Source organism: Acidovorax sp. GW460-11-11-14-LB4, from assembly GCF_059423685.1.
The window spans coordinates 18,825-35,337 of record NZ_JBWKYJ010000053.1 but is presented as its reverse complement, the minus strand read 5'-3'; the positions used below and the strand labels follow the sequence as shown (position 1 = coordinate 35,337).

General features: G+C 65.2%; 11 protein-coding genes. 10 read left to right on the top strand and 1 reads right to left on the bottom strand.

From position 1 onward, the window contains the following. From AC07X4_RS17230 to mdoH, 3 genes are all read left to right on the top strand, one after another. Nucleotides 1–1,388, top strand: a 1,388-nt coding sequence (locus AC07X4_RS17230) for a sigma 54-interacting transcriptional regulator (RefSeq protein ID WP_494740763.1), incomplete at its 5' end; no start/stop codon positions are given. Nucleotides 1,389–1,570: 182 nt separating this feature from the next. Further along, nucleotides 1,571–3,142: a glucan biosynthesis protein G gene (locus tag AC07X4_RS17225; RefSeq protein ID WP_494740762.1), complete on the top strand. Its 1,572-nt coding sequence runs from the start codon at nt 1,571–1,573 to the stop codon at nt 3,140–3,142. Beyond that, on the top strand, nt 3,115–5,202 hold the full coding sequence (gene mdoH, locus AC07X4_RS17220; RefSeq protein WP_494740761.1) for a glucans biosynthesis glucosyltransferase MdoH: 2,088 nt from the start codon (nt 3,115–3,117) through the stop codon (nt 5,200–5,202). The genes AC07X4_RS17225 and mdoH overlap by 28 nt, the downstream gene beginning before the upstream one ends. 134 nt (nt 5,203–5,336) lie before the next feature. Here the strand turns inward: mdoH and ffh are convergent, their stop codons facing one another. After that, on the bottom strand, nt 5,337–6,716 hold the full coding sequence (gene ffh / locus AC07X4_RS17215; protein WP_494740760.1) for a signal recognition particle protein: 1,380 nt from the start codon (nt 6,714–6,716) through the stop codon (nt 5,337–5,339). Nucleotides 6,717–6,814: 98 nt separating this feature from the next. Between ffh and AC07X4_RS17210 the strand changes: the two genes are divergently transcribed. The 7 genes from AC07X4_RS17210 (at nt 6,815) to AC07X4_RS17180 (ending at nt 16,401) form a co-directional block, all read left to right on the top strand. Then, on the top strand, nt 6,815–7,612 hold the full coding sequence (locus AC07X4_RS17210; RefSeq protein WP_395452991.1) for a cytochrome C assembly family protein: 798 nt from the start codon (nt 6,815–6,817) through the stop codon (nt 7,610–7,612). After that, nucleotides 7,609–7,836 (top strand): PP0621 family protein, encoded by a 228-nt coding sequence (locus AC07X4_RS17205; protein WP_494740759.1) that lies wholly within the window; start codon nt 7,609–7,611, stop codon nt 7,834–7,836. Before AC07X4_RS17210 ends, AC07X4_RS17205 begins: the two co-directional genes overlap by 4 nt. A 22-nt stretch (nt 7,837–7,858) precedes the next feature. Continuing rightward, entirely contained in the window at nt 7,859–9,562 is a 1,704-nt protein-coding gene (locus tag AC07X4_RS17200) for a two-component system sensor histidine kinase NtrB (RefSeq protein WP_494740758.1), read from the top strand. 11 nt (nt 9,563–9,573) lie between these two features. Beyond that, a complete protein-coding gene (locus AC07X4_RS17195; RefSeq protein ID WP_494740757.1) occupies nt 9,574–11,139 on the top strand; it encodes a sigma-54-dependent transcriptional regulator in 1,566 nt (521 codons plus the stop codon). Beyond that, nucleotides 11,123–11,752 (top strand): 1,6-anhydro-N-acetylmuramyl-L-alanine amidase AmpD, encoded by a 630-nt coding sequence (ampD, locus tag AC07X4_RS17190; RefSeq protein ID WP_494740756.1) that lies wholly within the window; start codon nt 11,123–11,125, stop codon nt 11,750–11,752. The genes AC07X4_RS17195 and ampD overlap by 17 nt, the downstream gene beginning before the upstream one ends. Nucleotides 11,753–12,129: 377 nt before the next feature. After that, nucleotides 12,130–15,069 (top strand): ribonucleoside-diphosphate reductase subunit alpha, encoded by a 2,940-nt coding sequence (locus AC07X4_RS17185; protein WP_494740755.1) that lies wholly within the window; start codon nt 12,130–12,132, stop codon nt 15,067–15,069. Nucleotides 15,070–15,204: 135 nt separating this feature from the next. Further along, entirely contained in the window at nt 15,205–16,401 is a 1,197-nt protein-coding gene (locus AC07X4_RS17180) for a ribonucleotide-diphosphate reductase subunit beta (RefSeq protein ID WP_494740754.1), read from the top strand. Nucleotides 16,402–16,513: the final 112 nt, after the last annotated feature.

The window sequence follows — 16,513 nt, the reverse complement described above, 5'->3', positions numbered from 1 at the left end:
CCGCCCCACCCGCCCGCATCCTGGTGGTGGACGACGACGCCGACATGCTGCGGCTGCTGTCGCTGCGCCTGAAAGCCGCCGGGCACGACGTGGTGGCCGTGGGCTCGGCCGAAGCGGCCCTGGCGCAGCTGGACATTGCGCGCCCGCAGCTCGTGCTGAGCGATGTGCGCCTGCCGGGGCGCGACGGCCTGGCCCTGTTTGACGAAGTGCGCGCCCGCCACCCCTCACTGCCCGTGATCCTGCTGACCGCACACGGCACCATTCCCGATGCGGTGGAGGCCACGTCGCGCGGGGTGTTTACCTACCTCACCAAGCCCTACGACGGCAAGGAGCTGCTGGAGAAGATTGCGCAGGCGCTGGCGCTCAGCGCCCCTGCCGTTGCGCAGCCGCATGCCGACGAGGACTGGCGGGCCGAGATCGTGAGCCGGTCGCACCGCATGACGGACCTGTTGTCCGAGGCGTACATGGTCGCTCAGTCCGACGCCAGTGTGCTGCTGCGCGGCGACAGCGGCTCGGGCAAGGAGCTGCTGGCGCGCGCCATCCACCGCGCCAGCCCGCGTGCGGCGCGTCCGTTTGTGGCCGTTAACTGCGGCGCCATTCCTGAGGCGTTGCTGGAGTCCGAGCTGTTCGGCCACGTCAAGGGCGCCTTCACCGATGCGGTGAGCAACCACAAGGGGCTGTTCCAGGCGGCGGATGGCGGCACCCTGCTGCTGGACGAGATTGGCGACATGCCCCCGGCCCTGCAGGTCAAGCTGCTGCGGGTGCTGCAGGAGCGCGCCGTGCGCCCCGTGGGTGCCAGCCAGGCCACGCCCATCGACGTACGCATCATCTCGGCCACGCACCGGGACCTGGAGGCCGCCATGGCGAGCGCGCAGTTCCGCGAGGACCTGTATTACCGGCTGAACGTGGTGTCGCTGGTGCTGCCCACCCTGGCCGAGCGGCGCGAGGACATTGCGCTGCTGGCCAACCACTTTCTGGACCGGCTGTCCCGCAAATACGACAAGCGCCTGTCCGGCTTTGCGCCTGAGGCGCTCAAGGCACTGACCACCGCCGCCTGGCCGGGCAACGTGCGCCAGCTCTACAACGTGGTTGAGCAGGTGTGCGCCCTGTCCACCACCCCCCTGGTCCCGCTGACACTGGTGCAGCGCGCGCTGCGCACCCCGTCCACCCAGGTGCTGAGCTTTGCCGAGGCCCGCCAGCGTTTCGAACGCGAGTACCTGGTGGGCCTGCTCAAGATGACCGACGGCAATGTGGCCGATGCTGCGCGGCTGGCGCAACGCAACCGCACCGAGTTCTACCGCCTGCTGCAAAAGCACGCGTTGACGCCTGGACAGTTCAAGCAGGATGCAGGCGATGCGGACGATGTCGTGGATGAGCGACACGAGTAAGTCATTGATTTACAGGGTGTTTTGATCAAAGCACCCACCCCTTGTCGCCATCCAGCGACAAAAAGCGGGGGCCGAGTGGCGCTTACAGGCCCTTGCACAACTGCTTACACGCAGAGCCCTCTCCAAACCATTGATTTCAAAGCCTTTTTCGCAGCTGGCACAGGGTTTGCCCTATGCCTGGCATGCACGCAGTTTTTCCCTCCTTTTTTCGCCAGATCGGCAGGCGCGCAGGGCCCGTAATAGCCCTGGCCACCGCCCTGCTGGCCGGCGGCGCGCACGCACAGGGCTTTGACTTCGAGAGCGTGACCCGCCTCGCCCGCGACCGCGCCAGCCAACCCTACCGACCCGTGAGCGACAAGCTCCCGGCCGACCTCGCACAGCTCAACTACGACCAGGTGCGCGACATCCGCTGGCGCCCCGATCGCGCCCTGTGGCGAGCCGACAAGCTGCCCTACGAGGCCATGTTCTTCCATCTGGGGCTGTACCAGAAAGAGCCGGTGCTGATCAACGAAGTGACGCCCCAGGGCGTGCGCCACATCCCCTACAGCCGCGCGGACTTCGACTACGGCAAGAACAAGCTGCGACCCGAGGCCTGGGGCGACCTGGGCTTTGCAGGCTTTCGTCTGCACAACCACCTGAACTCCAGTGCCTACAAGGACGAGCTGGTGGTCTTTCAGGGCGCCAGCTACTTCCGCGCTCTGGGCAAAGGCCAGCAGTACGGCCTGTCGGCGCGCGGGCTGGCCATCGACACCGTGGGCGGCCGGGGCGAGGAGTTCCCCCGCTTCACCGAGTTCTGGCTGGTGCGGCCCGATCCGCTGTCCACCCAGGTCACGGTGTACGCACTGCTCGACTCGCCACGCGCCACGGGCGCCTACCGCTTTGACATCCAGCCCGGCGCGCAGACCACCACCACCGTGCGCAGCCGCATTTTTGTGCGTGCCGCCTCCGGCAACCCATCCATCGCCACGCTGGGCGTTGCGCCGCTGACCAGCATGTTCTTCTTCGGCGAGAACCAGCCACGCAAGGAAGACTTCCGCCCCGAAGTGCATGACTCCGACGGCCTCATGGTCGCCACGGGCGAGGGCGAATGGCTGTGGCGCCCGCTTCAGAACCCCCGGCAGACGCTGGTCACCTCGTTCGCCACCAAAAACCCCAAGGGCTTTGGCCTGATGCAGCGCGACCGCCAGTGGAGCAGCTACGAGGATGTGGAAGCCCGCTACGAACGCCGCCCCAGCGCCTGGGTGCGCCCGCTGCATGACTGGGGCGCAGGCCGCGTGGAGCTGGTGCAGCTGAACACCCCGGACGAGACCCACGACAACGTCGTGGCGTATTGGGTGCCCGCCCAGATGCCAACTCCCGGCCAGCCGCTGGAATTTGCCTATGAGCTGAGCTGGCAGGGCGATGAGCAGCAGCGCCCACCCAGCGCCTGGGCCACCCAGTCGCGCCGCGGCATGGGCTACACCAAGCTGTCGGCCCAGGAACTGCGCCAGCAGGTGCAGTACGTGGTCGACTTCGAGGGCCCAGCCCTCAAGGCCCTGCCTGCCGAAGCCACTGTGAAGGCCGTAGTGACCAGCGATGCCAACGGCAAGGTGCTGGAAAACATTGCCTACCGCAACCCCGCCACCGGCGGGTGGCGCATGACCGTTCGCATCCAGCGCCTGCAGGCCGACCGGCCGGTCGAGCTGCGCGCTTTTCTCCAACACGATAACCACGCTGTGAGTGAAACATGGACGCACATCAGTCTTCCCGAGTAAGCCCTCCTGACCCCCACGGCACCCACGCATCCACAGGCCCGGCCGTGGTCGCGCGGCGCGGTGTGGCCTACCCCCGGCCAACCCCCAGCCGACGCAGCGCGTTGCGCGAAGAGCGTCACCCCAATGCGGTGACGGCACCGCCTCTGCACCGCGGCTCCATGGTGCCCCTGCCCTGGCGCGGCTTCTGGAACAGCGTAGGCACCGCCGTGCTGCTGCGCCTGACGGGCCGTACGTCTCCGCAACCCGCATCGACTACGGTGGCACAAGCTCCCGCTGAATCCACCGCCGCTTGGCAAGGCGCAGCGCAGCGCCGCCGCTGGACGTTTGCGCTGCTCACCGTGCTGGCCACCGCACTGGCCAGCACCCTGTTTGCCAGCGTACAGCCCGACTATGAAAACGCTTGGCTGGGCTACGGCCAGATTGCGTTGTTTGCGCTGCTGTCCGCCTGGGTGGTGACCGGCTTTTTGACCGGGCTCATGGGCTTTTGGGTGATGTTGCGCGGCGACCGGCATGCGCTATCGGCACGCAGCGTGGCAGATCACGCGCTGGCTCCCGACGCCCGCACCGCCATCATCATGCCGATCTGCAACGAAGACGTGGCCACCGTATTTGCCGGGCTGCGCGCCACCTGCGAGTCGGTGGCCGCCACCGGCCACGGCACCACGTTCGATGTGTTTGTGCTCTCCGACAGCAACGACCCCGCCATTGCCAGCGCCGAGCGCGCCGCCTGGGAAGAGCTGCGCAGCGCCCTGGCGCAGCACAGCCAGCAACCCCAGGTGCAGGTGTACTACCGCCTGCGCACACGCCGCACCCACCGTAAGGCAGGCAACGTGGCCGACTTCTGCCGCCGCTGGGGCAAGGACTACCGCTACATGGTGGTGCTGGACGCCGACAGCGTGATGAGCGGCGACTGCATCGTCTCCATGGCCAAGCTGATGGAAGCCAACCCCACGGCCGGCATCATTCAGACCGCTACGCAGGCCATCGGCCATGTAACGCTGCACGCCCGCGCGCAGCAGTTTGCCTCGCGCGTCACGGGTCGCCTGTTCACTTTGGGCATGCAGTACTGGCAGCTGGGCGAATCGCACTACTGGGGCCACAACGCCATCATCCGCGTGGCACCGTTCATGCAGCACTGCGCGCTGGCGCCCATCCCCGGCAAGGGGGGCCTGGCTGGCGGCATCATGTCGCACGACTTTGTGGAAGCCGCCCTCATGCGCCGCGCGGGCTACCACGTGTGGCTGGTGGGCGACCTGATCGGTAGCTATGAGCAACAGCCGCCCGACCTGCTGGCCGAGCTGCAGCGCGACCGCCGCTGGTGCCAGGGCAACCTGCAGAACGCGCGCCTGATGGCCGAGCCCGGCATCCACGCGGTGCACCGGTCCATGTTCGTCACCGGTGCCATGGCCTATCTGTCGGCGCCGCTGTGGCTGGCCTTCATGACTCTCGGCACGGCGCTGTGGCTGTCGGGCGCCAAGCTGGTAGCGGACTGGCACATCCTGCCCGCCGAGTTGCTCGCCCTGTGGGTCTGGACCTTGTGCCTGCTGTTCTTACCGCGCATCCTGGGCGTGGCCGCGGTGTTCATGCGCCGCGAGCAAAAGCAGTACGGCGGCGCTGTCAGCCTGCTCAAGAGCGCCGTGCTGGAGAGCGTGATGGCCATCCTGCAGGCGCCGGTGCGCATGCTGGCGCATTCGTTGTTTGTGCTGATCGCGTTGACCGGCCTGAAGCTGGAGTGGAAGTCGCCCCCGCGCGAAGCCCATGCCGTGCCCTGGCGCCACGCCGTGCGCCAGCTCGCTCCCATGAGCGCGGTGATCGCCCTGCTGGCGGCGGGCGTGGCGCTGATCGACAGCAGCGCGCTGTTGTGGCTGATGCCCGTGGGCCTGCCGCTGGCGCTGGCGATTCCGCTGGCGGTGTGGACCAGCCAGATCGCGCTGGGCCGTGCGCTGCGTGCCCAGCGGCTGCTGCTGATTCCTGAGGAGTCGTGGTCGCCCCCGGTGCTGCGCCGCGCCTGGCTGCATGCGGGACGCATGGGGCGGCCCATGGCATTGCAAGCAGCCTGAGGCACCGCGCAGAGCCACCATCCACCGACCCACAAAAAAAGCCGACGCATGTCGGCTTTTTTATTCACTCATATTTTCATAGCATTCCAGGCATATGGTTGTAGCGCCTGGTGCCAAAAAGGCTTGAAAACCCTTCAGAAAGGCATCTTGGGCATGCCTCCGCCGCCCATGCCCTTCATGCCGCCCATGCGCTTCATCATCTTCATCAGGCCGCCGCCCTTCATCTTTTTCATCATGCCCTGCATCTGCTCAAACTCCTTGAGCAGGCGGTTGACCTCCTGCACATGCACACCCGCCCCGTTGGCAATGCGCTTCTTGCGCGTAGCCTTGATGAGTTCGGGCTTGCGGCGCTCCTGGGGCGTCATGCTCTGGATGATGCCTTCCTTGCGCTTGATGTCTTTTTCGGCCTTGTCCATGTCCAGCGAACCCGCCTTGGCGGTGAGCTGGGAGGGCAGCTTGTCCATCAGGCTCGACAGCCCCCCCATCTGCTTCATCTGCTGGATCTGCGAGAGAAAGTCGTTCAGGTCGAAGCTGTCACCGCTCTTGACCTTGGCCGCCAACTTTTGTGCGGCCTCCATGTCCACCCCGGCCGTCACCTGCTCCACCAGCGCCACGATGTCGCCCATGCCCAGGATGCGGCCCGCATGGCGCTCGGCATCGAACACTTCCAGGCCGTCGATCTTCTCCGAGACACCGGCAAACTTGATCGGAGCCCCTGTGATCTGGCGCACGGACAGCGCGGCACCGCCGCGCGAGTCGCCGTCCAGCTTGGTGAGCACGATGCCGGTGAGGGGCAGCGCCTCCTTGAAGGCCTTGGCGGTGTTGATGGCGTCCTGGCCCTGCATGGCATCGACCACGAACAAAGTTTCGACCGGGTTCAGCGCGGCGTGCAGGTCCTTGATTTCCTTCATCAAGGCTTCGTCGATGGCCAGGCGACCGGCCGTATCGACCAGCAGCACGTCAAAGTAGTGCTTCTTGGCGTAGTCGAGTGCGGCGTGGGCAATGTCAAGCGGCTTCTGGTCGGGCGTGCTGGGAAACCATTCAGCACCGGCCTGCTTGGTCACGGTCTTGAGCTGCTCGATGGCGGCCGGGCGGTACACGTCGCCCGACACGGTCAGCACCTTCTTCTTGCGCTTTTCAATCAGATGCTTGGCCAGCTTGGCCGTGGTGGTGGTCTTGCCCGCACCTTGCAGGCCGGCCATCAGGATCACGGCGGGCGGCTGGGCGGCCAGGTTGATGTCGGCCACGCCCTCGCCCATGGTGGCGGCCAGTTCGCGGTTGACGATGCTCACCAGCGTCTGCCCTGGCTTGAGCGATCCCAGCACCTCCTGGCCCAGGGCCTTTTCCTTGACGCGGGCGATGAAGTCGCGCACCACGGGCAGGGCCACGTCGGCTTCGAGCAGCGCCATGCGCACTTCGCGCAGCATGTCCGTGACGTTGGACTCGGTGATGCGGGCCTGGCCACGCATCTCCTTGACGAGGCGCGTGAGTTTGTCGGTAAGGGCGGAGGCCATAGGGGTGTTTCCGGTATTGGCTGCGCGCCGTCAACAACGGCGTTGTGCGCGCGGCCCCGCCAGGGCGCTGGCGGTGGGCGAAAGGCTAAACTGTGCCCATGATTTTAACGAGTAGCTCTCCGGTCAGTTGGCTGCTGGCCCTGGCCGCTGCCGTGGCCTATGCCGTGCCTGCTGCTGCGGCCTCCCGCCTGGGGGCGGCAGCGGCGCGCAATGCACTGCTGGTGGCGTGGTTGCTGCATGGGGCCGTGCTGGTCTGGGGCCTATGGGGCGAAGCGCCCCGGTTCGGTTTTGCGCCCGCGCTGTCGATGACTGCATGGCTGGTGCTCACGGTGTATGCCGTGGAGCGGCAGTTGTTTCCGCAAATGCAGTCGCGCTGGGTTCTCGCAGGCCTGGGCGCGGCAGCCATTGTGCTGGCCATGTTGTTCCCGGGGCAGCCCCTGCACGTGGCTGCATCGGCCTGGCTGCCCTTGCACCTGGCGTTGGGCATTGCGTGTTATGGGCTGTTTGCAGCCGCCGTCGTGCATGCTTGGCTCATGACACGCGCCGAACGCCACATCCGGCAGGCCGAAGACCCGCACAGCGGCATCCCGCTGCTCACCCTGGAGCGGCTGACCTTCCGGTTCGTGACGGCAGGGTTTGTCCTGCTCACCGCCACCTTGATGGCCGGGTGGCTGTTTGGCGAGACGCTGTATGGCCGGGCCTGGCGGTGGGACCACAAGGCCGTGTTCTCGATGCTCTCGTGGCTGACCTTCGCCACCCTGCTGCTGGGCCGCGCGCGGTTTGGCTGGCGGGGCCGAAATGCGGTGCGTGTGTTGTATGCGGGCTCGGCCCTGCTGCTGCTGGCCTATGTGGGCTCGCGTTTTGTATTGGAAGTTGTTCTGGGCCGCAGCGCATGAAGTACCTGGTCTTGTTGGTCGTCATCGCGGTGGCGGTTGGTATCTGGCGCAGCCGCCGCGCCCCTGATGCGGCGGCGCCCAAAGCGCCCCCTACACCGCCAGCCCTGCCGCAAGACATGCTGGCCTGCGCGCACTGCGGCGTGCACGTCCCGCAGGCCGAAGCCCTGATGCTTGGCAGCCAGGCCTACTGCAGCGCCGAGCACCGGCGCCTGGGCCCAGCCTGAGCGGCGCTGCACCGTTGTGACCATGCAAACCGTGTCCGCAGGTTCCCTGCCGCCTTCGGCAGACGCGCCCTTCGCGCGGCTGTGGCTGGGTTTCCTCACCGGCCGCGTCATGGTGGCCCTGGCGCTCTTGGTGCTGCAAGGCGCCGGGCAGCTCATCAATCAAGCGGTGGGGCCCACCCTGCTGGCTGTCTGCGTGGCCTACCTGGTGGCTACGGTGGTCGTGCGTGTGCTCTCGCGCCGGGGCCCGCCCTCGCCGAGCGCAGGGCCGCAGTGGCTACCTTCCATCGGGGTGGACCTGGCCGCGATCACCGCGCTGCAGCTCTTGCATGCGGGCACCATGAACTACACGCCGCTGTTCGGCCTGCCCATCTTGATCGCCGCGGTGATGGGCACGCTGACGCTGGCCCTGGGCACCACTGCCGCAGTCACCCTGCTGCTGCTGGGCTGGGCCTGGTGGGTGGGGCAGTACAGCACGGGGGACGAAGGGCAGCGCTACCTGCAAAGCGCACTGACCGGCACGGGCTACTTCATCGTGAGCTATCTGGTGCACCAGCTGGCCACCCGCCTGGCGCGCGAACAGGAAGTGGCACAACAAAGCCAGGTGGCAGCGCGCGTTCAGACCCAGGTCAGTGCATTGGTCATCCAGAATCTGACCGATGGTGTGCTGGTGGTGGACGAGAGCGATGTGGTGCGCATTGCCAACCCGGCAGGGCTGCAGCTGCTGGGCGGCATGGCGCTGACCGAGTTGCCGTTTGCCCTCACATCCACGGCTCCTTGGCACCCCCTGGTGATCCTGGCGCGGCGCACCTTCCGGCACGAACAACCGCAGACGGCCGACGTCGATCTGCTGCACGAAGGCCAGAGCCCCACCGGTCTGCATGTGCGCACCTGGCTCACATCCACCCGCAACGCGGCCTTGCAAACGCGCTCCGAGCGGCTGTGCGTGATGTTCCTGCACGACCTGCGGGAAATGGAAGCGCGGCTGCGCACCGAAAAACTCGCGGCCATGGGCCGCATGTCCGCCGCAGTGGCCCATGAGATCCGCAACCCGCTGGCGGCCATCGTGCAGGCCAATGCCCTGCTGGAAGAGGACCTGCACGACCCCGCACAAAAACGGCTGGCGCACATGGTGCAGCAAAACGCCGACCGCCTGGCCCGCATCGCCGAAGAGGTGCTGGACATTGCCCGCGTACAGCACCAGATCAGCCATGCCCCTGCCTCGACCGTGGCGCTGGACGAGACGGTCGCCCAGATCTGGAACGACTGGCAGGCCCAGGACCCCGCCCGGCGGCGCGCCCTGGTGTCGCTGGACACGGGCGCCACCCAGGTGGAGTTTGACGCCGAGCACCTGCGTCGGGTGCTCGTCAACCTGCTGGACAACGCCCTGCGCTACATGGGCCCGGAGCCCGACTCGTTGTCAGTGACCACGCGCAACACGCCCGCTGGCCAGGTCAGCCTGCAGGTGTGGAGCGACGGTGCCCCGATGGACAAATCCGTGGAGCGGCATTTGTTCGAGCCCTTCTTCTCGTCGGAGAGCCGCTCCAGTGGCCTGGGCCTCTATATTTGCCGGGAGCTGTGCCAGCGCCATGGCGCCTCCATCAGCTACCAGCGCCTGAACCGCCACACCGCACGCGGTGACATCGGAGGCAACGCCTTTACTGTGGGCTTCCGCCGCACGACCCGCCCCGCCGACAATGCCACCTTGTTTGACACCATCGTGGTCTGACTGCCGCCTCCATGAACGCCCCTGCCGCCTCCATCCTTGTCGTTGACGACGAACCCGATCTGCGCACCCTGTACGAGCTCACCCTGCTGCGCGAGGGGTACCGGGTCGAGACCGCGTCGAGCGTCCAGGAGGCGCGTGATCAACTCAAGGCCCACCGCTTTGACGCCGTGATTACCGATATGCGGCTGCCCGACGGGTTTGGCATGGAGCTGCTGCAGGATCTGCGCGACCAGCAACGGCGCGAACGCTGCGTGGTCATGACCGCCTACGGCTCGGCAGAGAACGCGGTCGAGGCGCTGCGCGCAGGGGCCTTCGACTACCTCACCAAGCCCGTGGACCTCAAGCAGTTCCGCTCGGTGGTGGCCTCAGCCATCCAGGGCACGGGCGGGGTTCCACCGCCGCGTGCGGCACGCAACAACGGCTCCAGCCGGTCTACCAATGCAGCGGCGGCGACCGGCGAATTCGGCAATGCCAACGCCGCCCTGGACCGCCTCGTGGGCGAGTCCGACGCCATCCGCAACGTCAAACAGCGCGTGGCCAAGGTATCGCGTGGCATGGCGCCGGTGCTGATCCATGGCGAGTCGGGCACGGGCAAGGAGCTGGTGGCCCAAGCCCTGCATGCCAGCAGCCAGCGTGCTGACGGGCCCCTGGTCGCCGTGAACTGCGGGGCCATCCCCGAGAACCTGCTGGAAGCTGAATTTTTTGGTGCCCGCAAGGGCTCCTACACCGGCGCGTCGCAAGACCGCGACGGCTACTTCCAGGCCGCACGCGGGGGCACATTGTTCCTCGACGAAATCGGCGACCTGCCGCTGGCCATGCAGTCCAAGCTGCTGCGCGCCATCCAGGAGCGCAGCGTGCGGCCACTCGGCTCCACCCAGGAAGAGACGGTGGATGTGCGCATTGTGAGCGCCACCCACCGCGATCTGGCGGCCGATGTGCAGGCCGGCCGGTTCCGCCAGGACCTGTACTACCGGCTCAATGTGATCGAGATCGTCATCCCGCCGCTGCGCGAGCGCCGCGAGGACCTGCCCGCACTGTGCGCAGCGCTGCTCACCCGCATTGCCAACGAGTCGGGCATGCCGGTGCCCCAACTCACCGACCGGGCACTGAACGCCATTGCCGCCCACCCGCTGACCGGAAATGTCCGCGAGCTGGAAAATCTGCTGCACCGCGCCGTGGCATTGAGCGACGGGGACGAGTTGCAGGTGGATGCGCCAAGCGGCGCGTCAGATGTGCAGATGGCACGCCCGGCACCGTCCACGCTTGTGCCAGCGCCCGAGGGATCGGCGGTGTCCGCCGCCTTCTCTGCCGGGCCCCACGCTTCGACGTCTGCAGACACAGGCCAAGGCCCTCAGCCCCTGGCCAACGGCTGCACGGTGCCACTGCCCAGCGACCTGCAGGCCTGGTTGGACCAGCAGGAGCGGGAGATCCTGATCCGCGCGCTGAAAGAAGCCGGGTTCAACCGTACCGCCACAGCCGCACGCCTGGGCATCAGCCTGCGCCAGATTCGCTACCGCATCGCCCGTCTGAACATCGCCGTGCCCAATGACCAGGACCCGCATGACGAACTGGGCTGACGGTGCACCAGCGGCAGACATGGCGCCCTGGGAGGGCGGCTGGTACAGGACCGCTCAGCGGCTCGCATCTCCGAACCACGGGCCGCGCCCGGTACAGACCTCGCAAGTCGATCTGATCGTGGTGCATTCCATCAGCCTGCCGCCGGGCGAATACGGCGGCGGTGCCGTGCAACAGCTGTTCACCAACACCCTGGACTGGGATGCGCACCCCTACTACCAGGGCATCCGCGGATTGCAGGTGTCCGCGCATTTTTTTATCGAGCGCACCGGGGTGCTGTGGCAGTTTGTGGATTGTGACCTGCGCGCCTGGCATGCCGGGCAATCGTTCTACCGGGGGAGAAGCCAGTGCAACGACGATTCCATCGGCATTGAACTGGAAGGCCTGGAGGGCCTGCACTTCGGGTCGGCACAGTACGAAACCCTGGCCAGGGTCTGCCAGGACATTGCGCTGCGCTATCCCATCGAGCACATCGCAGGGCATGAACACATTGCCCCGGGACGTAAGTTGGACCCAGGCCCGGGCTTTGACTGGCCACGACTGCAAGGGGCGTTGGACTGGCCCGCGCAGCGATTCCCGCTGAACACGCGGGCGGACCCCTTGCAGCTTCGCTGACGCCGCACTTTCACTGTCGTACGGGCGCATCAAGACATTTTTTTCTTTGTGCGCTTGCACATATTTTTGCAGCCAAGCGCTGCGCGGCCTGGCGCAGGAAATCCGCCGCCAAGGTACGCCACTGCACGGTTTTGCATCGCCCACATCGCATTCACAAGGGCTCGCCACAGGCACCGGTTGCGTACGCAACGGGGTTGAGAACATGCTGTTTCGGTTTTGGGGACTCATTCCGGCGGTACACTACCGGTAGTGTCTTGAACCGCCTCGACACACCATATATAGTGTGCACCAGACTGAAGTCCGGTGCAGCACCCACACACTGCGGCGGCACTCCAGGCCGCACGCCCACCCCAGACAGCCCACAGAAGAGGACCCCCATGCAAGCTGCTTTGAACACGCCTTCCCCATCGCCCACCGCCTCTGCGGATGCCGCCACGCACGCTGCGGCGGCCGCAGCTTCCGGGCACCCGCTCACGCATTACCAGATCATTCGCCGCAACGGCGCGGTGGTGCCGTTCGAGCCCCAAAAAATTGCGGTGGCGATGATGAAGGCGTTTCTGGCAGTGCACGGCACGCAGGGCGCTGCCTCTGCCAGCGTGCGTGAGGTAGTGGACACGCTCACCCAGAACGTGGTCCGCGCCCTCATGCGCTCGCGTCCTGGCGGCGGCACCTTCCACATTGAAGATGTGCAGGACCAGGTCGAGCTGGGCCTGATGCGCGGCGAGCACCATGAAGTCGCCCGTGCCTACGTGCTGTACCGCGAGCGCCGCACGCAGGAGCGCGCTCACCACCTGGAACAGCTAGCACCCGCCACCCCGGTGCTGCACGTGATCGACAACGGCCAACGCGTGCAGCTGGACATCCTGCGCCTGCACGCCTTGATCGAGTCGGCCTGCGCCAACCTGGGCGCCGACATCCAGGCAGCCCCCATCGTCGCAGAGACCATGCGCAACCTGTATGACGGCGTTCCCATGGACGAGGTCTACAAGGCGTCCATTCTGGCGGCCCGCACCCTGATCGAAAAAGATCCTGACTACACCTACGCCACGGCCCGCCTGCTGCTGCACACCATCGTGCGCGAGGTGCTGGGGCGTGACGTAGCCCAGAGCAACATGGGCCAGGCCTACAAGGACTATTTCCCCACCTTCATTCAGAAGGGGGTGGACAACGAGCTGCTGGACGAGCGCCTGCTCAAGCAATACGACCTGAACCGCCTGGGCGCCGCGCTCAAGGCCGAGCGCGACCTGCAGTTCGACTACCTGGGCCTGCAGACGCTGTACGACCGCTACTTCCTGCACGTCAAGAAGACCCGCATCGAGCTGCCCCAAGCCTTCTTCATGCGCGTGGCCATGGGCCTGGCGCTCAACGAAACCGACCGCGAAGCCCGGGCCATCGAGTTCTATGAAGTGCTCTCGTCGTTCGATTTCATGTCGTCCACCCCCACGCTGTTCAACAGCGGCACGCTGCGCTCGCAGCTGTCGAGCTGCTACCTGACCACGGTGCCCGACGACCTCGATGGCATTTACGAGTCGATCAAGGAAAACGCCTTGTTGTCCAAGTTTGCCGGAGGCCTGGGCAACGACTGGACCCGCGTGCGCGCCCTGGGCTCGCACATCAAGGGCACCAACGGCGAATCGCAGGGCGTGGTGCCATTCCTCAAGGTGGTCAACGACACGGCCGTGGCCGTGAACCAGGGCGGCAAGCGCAAGGGCGCCGTCTGCACCTACCTGGAAACCTGGCACCTGGACATCGAAGAGTTCCTGGAACTGCGCAAGAACACCGGCGACGATCGCCGCCGCACGCACGACATGAACACGGCCAACTGGATCCCTGACCTGTTCATGCGCCGCGTGATGGAAAAGGGCACCTGGACGCTGTTCTCCCCTTCTAACGTGCCCGACCTGCATGATCTGTTTGGCGCCGACTTTGAAAAGGCCTATGTGGCCTACGAAGAAAAGGCCGCACGCGGCGAGATCAAGCCCGCCAAGACCGTCCAGGCCTCGGACCTCTGGCGCAAGATTCTCACCATGCTGTTCGAGACTGGCCATCCCTGGATCACGTTCAAGGATGCCTGCAATGTGCGCTCGCCCCAACAGCACGCCGGTGTGGTGCATTCGTCTAATCTGTGCACCGAGATCACGCTCAACACCAGCGACACCGAAACTGCCGTGTGCAACCTCGGCTCGGTGAACCTGCTGCAGCACATCAAGAACGGCCAGATCGACCACGACAAGCTCAAGAAGACCATCACCGTGGCCATGCGCATGCTGGATAACGTGATCGACATCAACTACTACGCAGTCAACAAGGCCCGCGACTCCAACCTGCGCCACCGCCCCGTGGGTCTGGGCGTGATGGCTTTCCAGGACAGCCTGTACGCGCTGCGCATTCCTTACGCCTCGCAAGAGGCGGTGGAATTTGCCGACAAGTCGATGGAAGCCATCTGCTACTACGCCTATTGGGCGTCCACCGAGCTGGCCAAAGAGCGCGGCAAGTACTCGAGCTATAAGGGCTCGCTGTGGGATCGCGGTATCCTGCCTTTCGACACGCTGGACATGCTCTCGCAGGCCCGTGGCGGGTATGTGGAAGTGGACCGCTCGTCCACGCTGGACTGGGATGCCCTGCGCAAGAAGATTGCACTGGACGGCATGCGCAACTCCAACTGCGTCGCCATTGCCCCCACGGCCACCATCTCGAACATCATTGGCGTCGATGCCTCGATCGAGCCTTCGTTCGGCAACCTATCGGTCAAGTCCAACCTGTCGGGCGAGTTCACGGTCATCAACGGCGGCCTGGTGCGTGACCTCAAGCGCCTGGGCCTGTGGGATGACGTGATGATCATGGACCTCAAGCACTTCAAAGGTTCGCTGCACCCCATCGACCGCGTGCCCCAGGACATCAAGGCGCTCTACTCCACAGCCTTCGAAGTCGAACCCCAGTGGCTGGTGGAAGCCGCATCACGCCGCCAGAAGTGGATCGATCAGGCTCAGAGCCTCAACATCTACATGGCCGGCGCGTCGGGCAAGAAGCTCGACGACACCTACAAGCTGGCCTGGATCCGGGGTCTCAAGACCACCTACTACCTGCGCACCCAAAGCGCTACGCACGTCGAAATGAGCACCGTGAACACACGCCAGCTCAATGCAGTGTCATCGGGCAATGACAGCGGCGCATCGGCAGCTCCAGCCACCGCAGCGGCCAAGCAAAACCCGCTGGAAGCCGCTGCCGCAACGGCCTCTCAGCAGGCTGCAGCTGTGCCAGCCACGGACGTCAAGTTCTGCGCCATCGACGATCCTGGCTGCGAGGCCTGCCAGTAAGCACTTTGCCAGCAACGCCTCGGGCTCGCCCGAGGCGTTGCTCCGGTGCTGTGAAGCAACAAAACCTTGCTGCACAACGCTTCAGTGCTTTCCTTTTCGCAGCACTGCTTTCATAATCCGAACACTGGAAAATCTATGTTGACCTGGGACGAAGAAGTCAAGCCCTCATCGCAAAATCAACTGGACGGCGGTCTGCCCAACAACCGCCAGGTGGGACAACCGCCTCTCGCTTTCCAGACGCCTTCGCTGCAGCCTTTGAGCGCCTCGGCCCCAGCAGCAAGCGCCACCACCACACCCGTCGCCGCAGCAGCACACCGCCGTGTGAACGCTGCCGACAAGCGCATCATCAACGGCCAGACCGACGTCAACCAGCTGGTGCCTTTCAAGTACAAGTGGGCGTGGGAAAAATACCTCGCCACTTGCGCCAACCACTGGATGCCCCAAGAGGTGAACATGACGCGTGACATCGCGTTGTGGAAGGACCCCAACGGCCTGACCGAAGACGAGCGCCGCATCATCAAGCGCAACCTGGGCTTCTTCGTCACCGCCGATTCGCTGGCCGCCAACAACATCGTGCTGGGCACGTACCGCCACATCACGGCCCCTGAGTGCCGCCAATTCCTGCTGCGCCAGGCGTTCGAAGAAGCGATCCACACCCACGCGTATCAGTACATCGTCGAATCGCTGGGTCTGGATGAAAGCGAAATCTTCAACGCCTACAACGAAGTCCAGTCGATCCGCGACAAGGACGAATTCCTGATCCCCTTCATCGAAGCGATCATGGATCCGTCTTTCAAAACCGGCACTCCCGAGACCGACCAGACCCTGCTCAAGTCGCTGATCGTTTTCGCGTGCCTGATGGAAGGCCTGTTCTTTTACGTGGGCTTCACGCAGATCCTGGCATTGGGTCGCCAGAACAAGATGACCGGCGCTGCTGAGCAGTACCAATACATCCTGCGCGATGAGTCGATGCACTGCAATTTCGGCATCGACTTGATCAATCAGCTCAAGCTCGAAAACCCCCACCTGTGGACCGCAGAGTTCAAGGCCGAGATCAAGGCACTGTTCCTCAAGGCCGTCGAGTTGGAGTACCGCTACGCCGAAGACACCATGCCCCGTGGCGTGCTGGGCATGAATGCTTCCATGTTCAAGGGCTACCTGCGCTACATCGCCAACCGCCGTGCCACGCAGATCGGGTTGGAGACGCTGTTCCCCAATGAAGAGAACCCGTTCCCGTGGATGAGCGAGATGATCGATCTCAAGAAGGAGCGCAACTTCTTCGAGACCCGGGTTATTGAATACCAGTCCGGTGGTGCGCTGTCCTGGGACTAGCGCCTTTTTTGCAGGCCACACCACCATGGATTTTTACACCACGCCCAGCAACGACAGCGCCGCAGAGCGCTGCCCTGCGGGGCGTTCCCGTGTTCATGGAGATGGAGTTTTC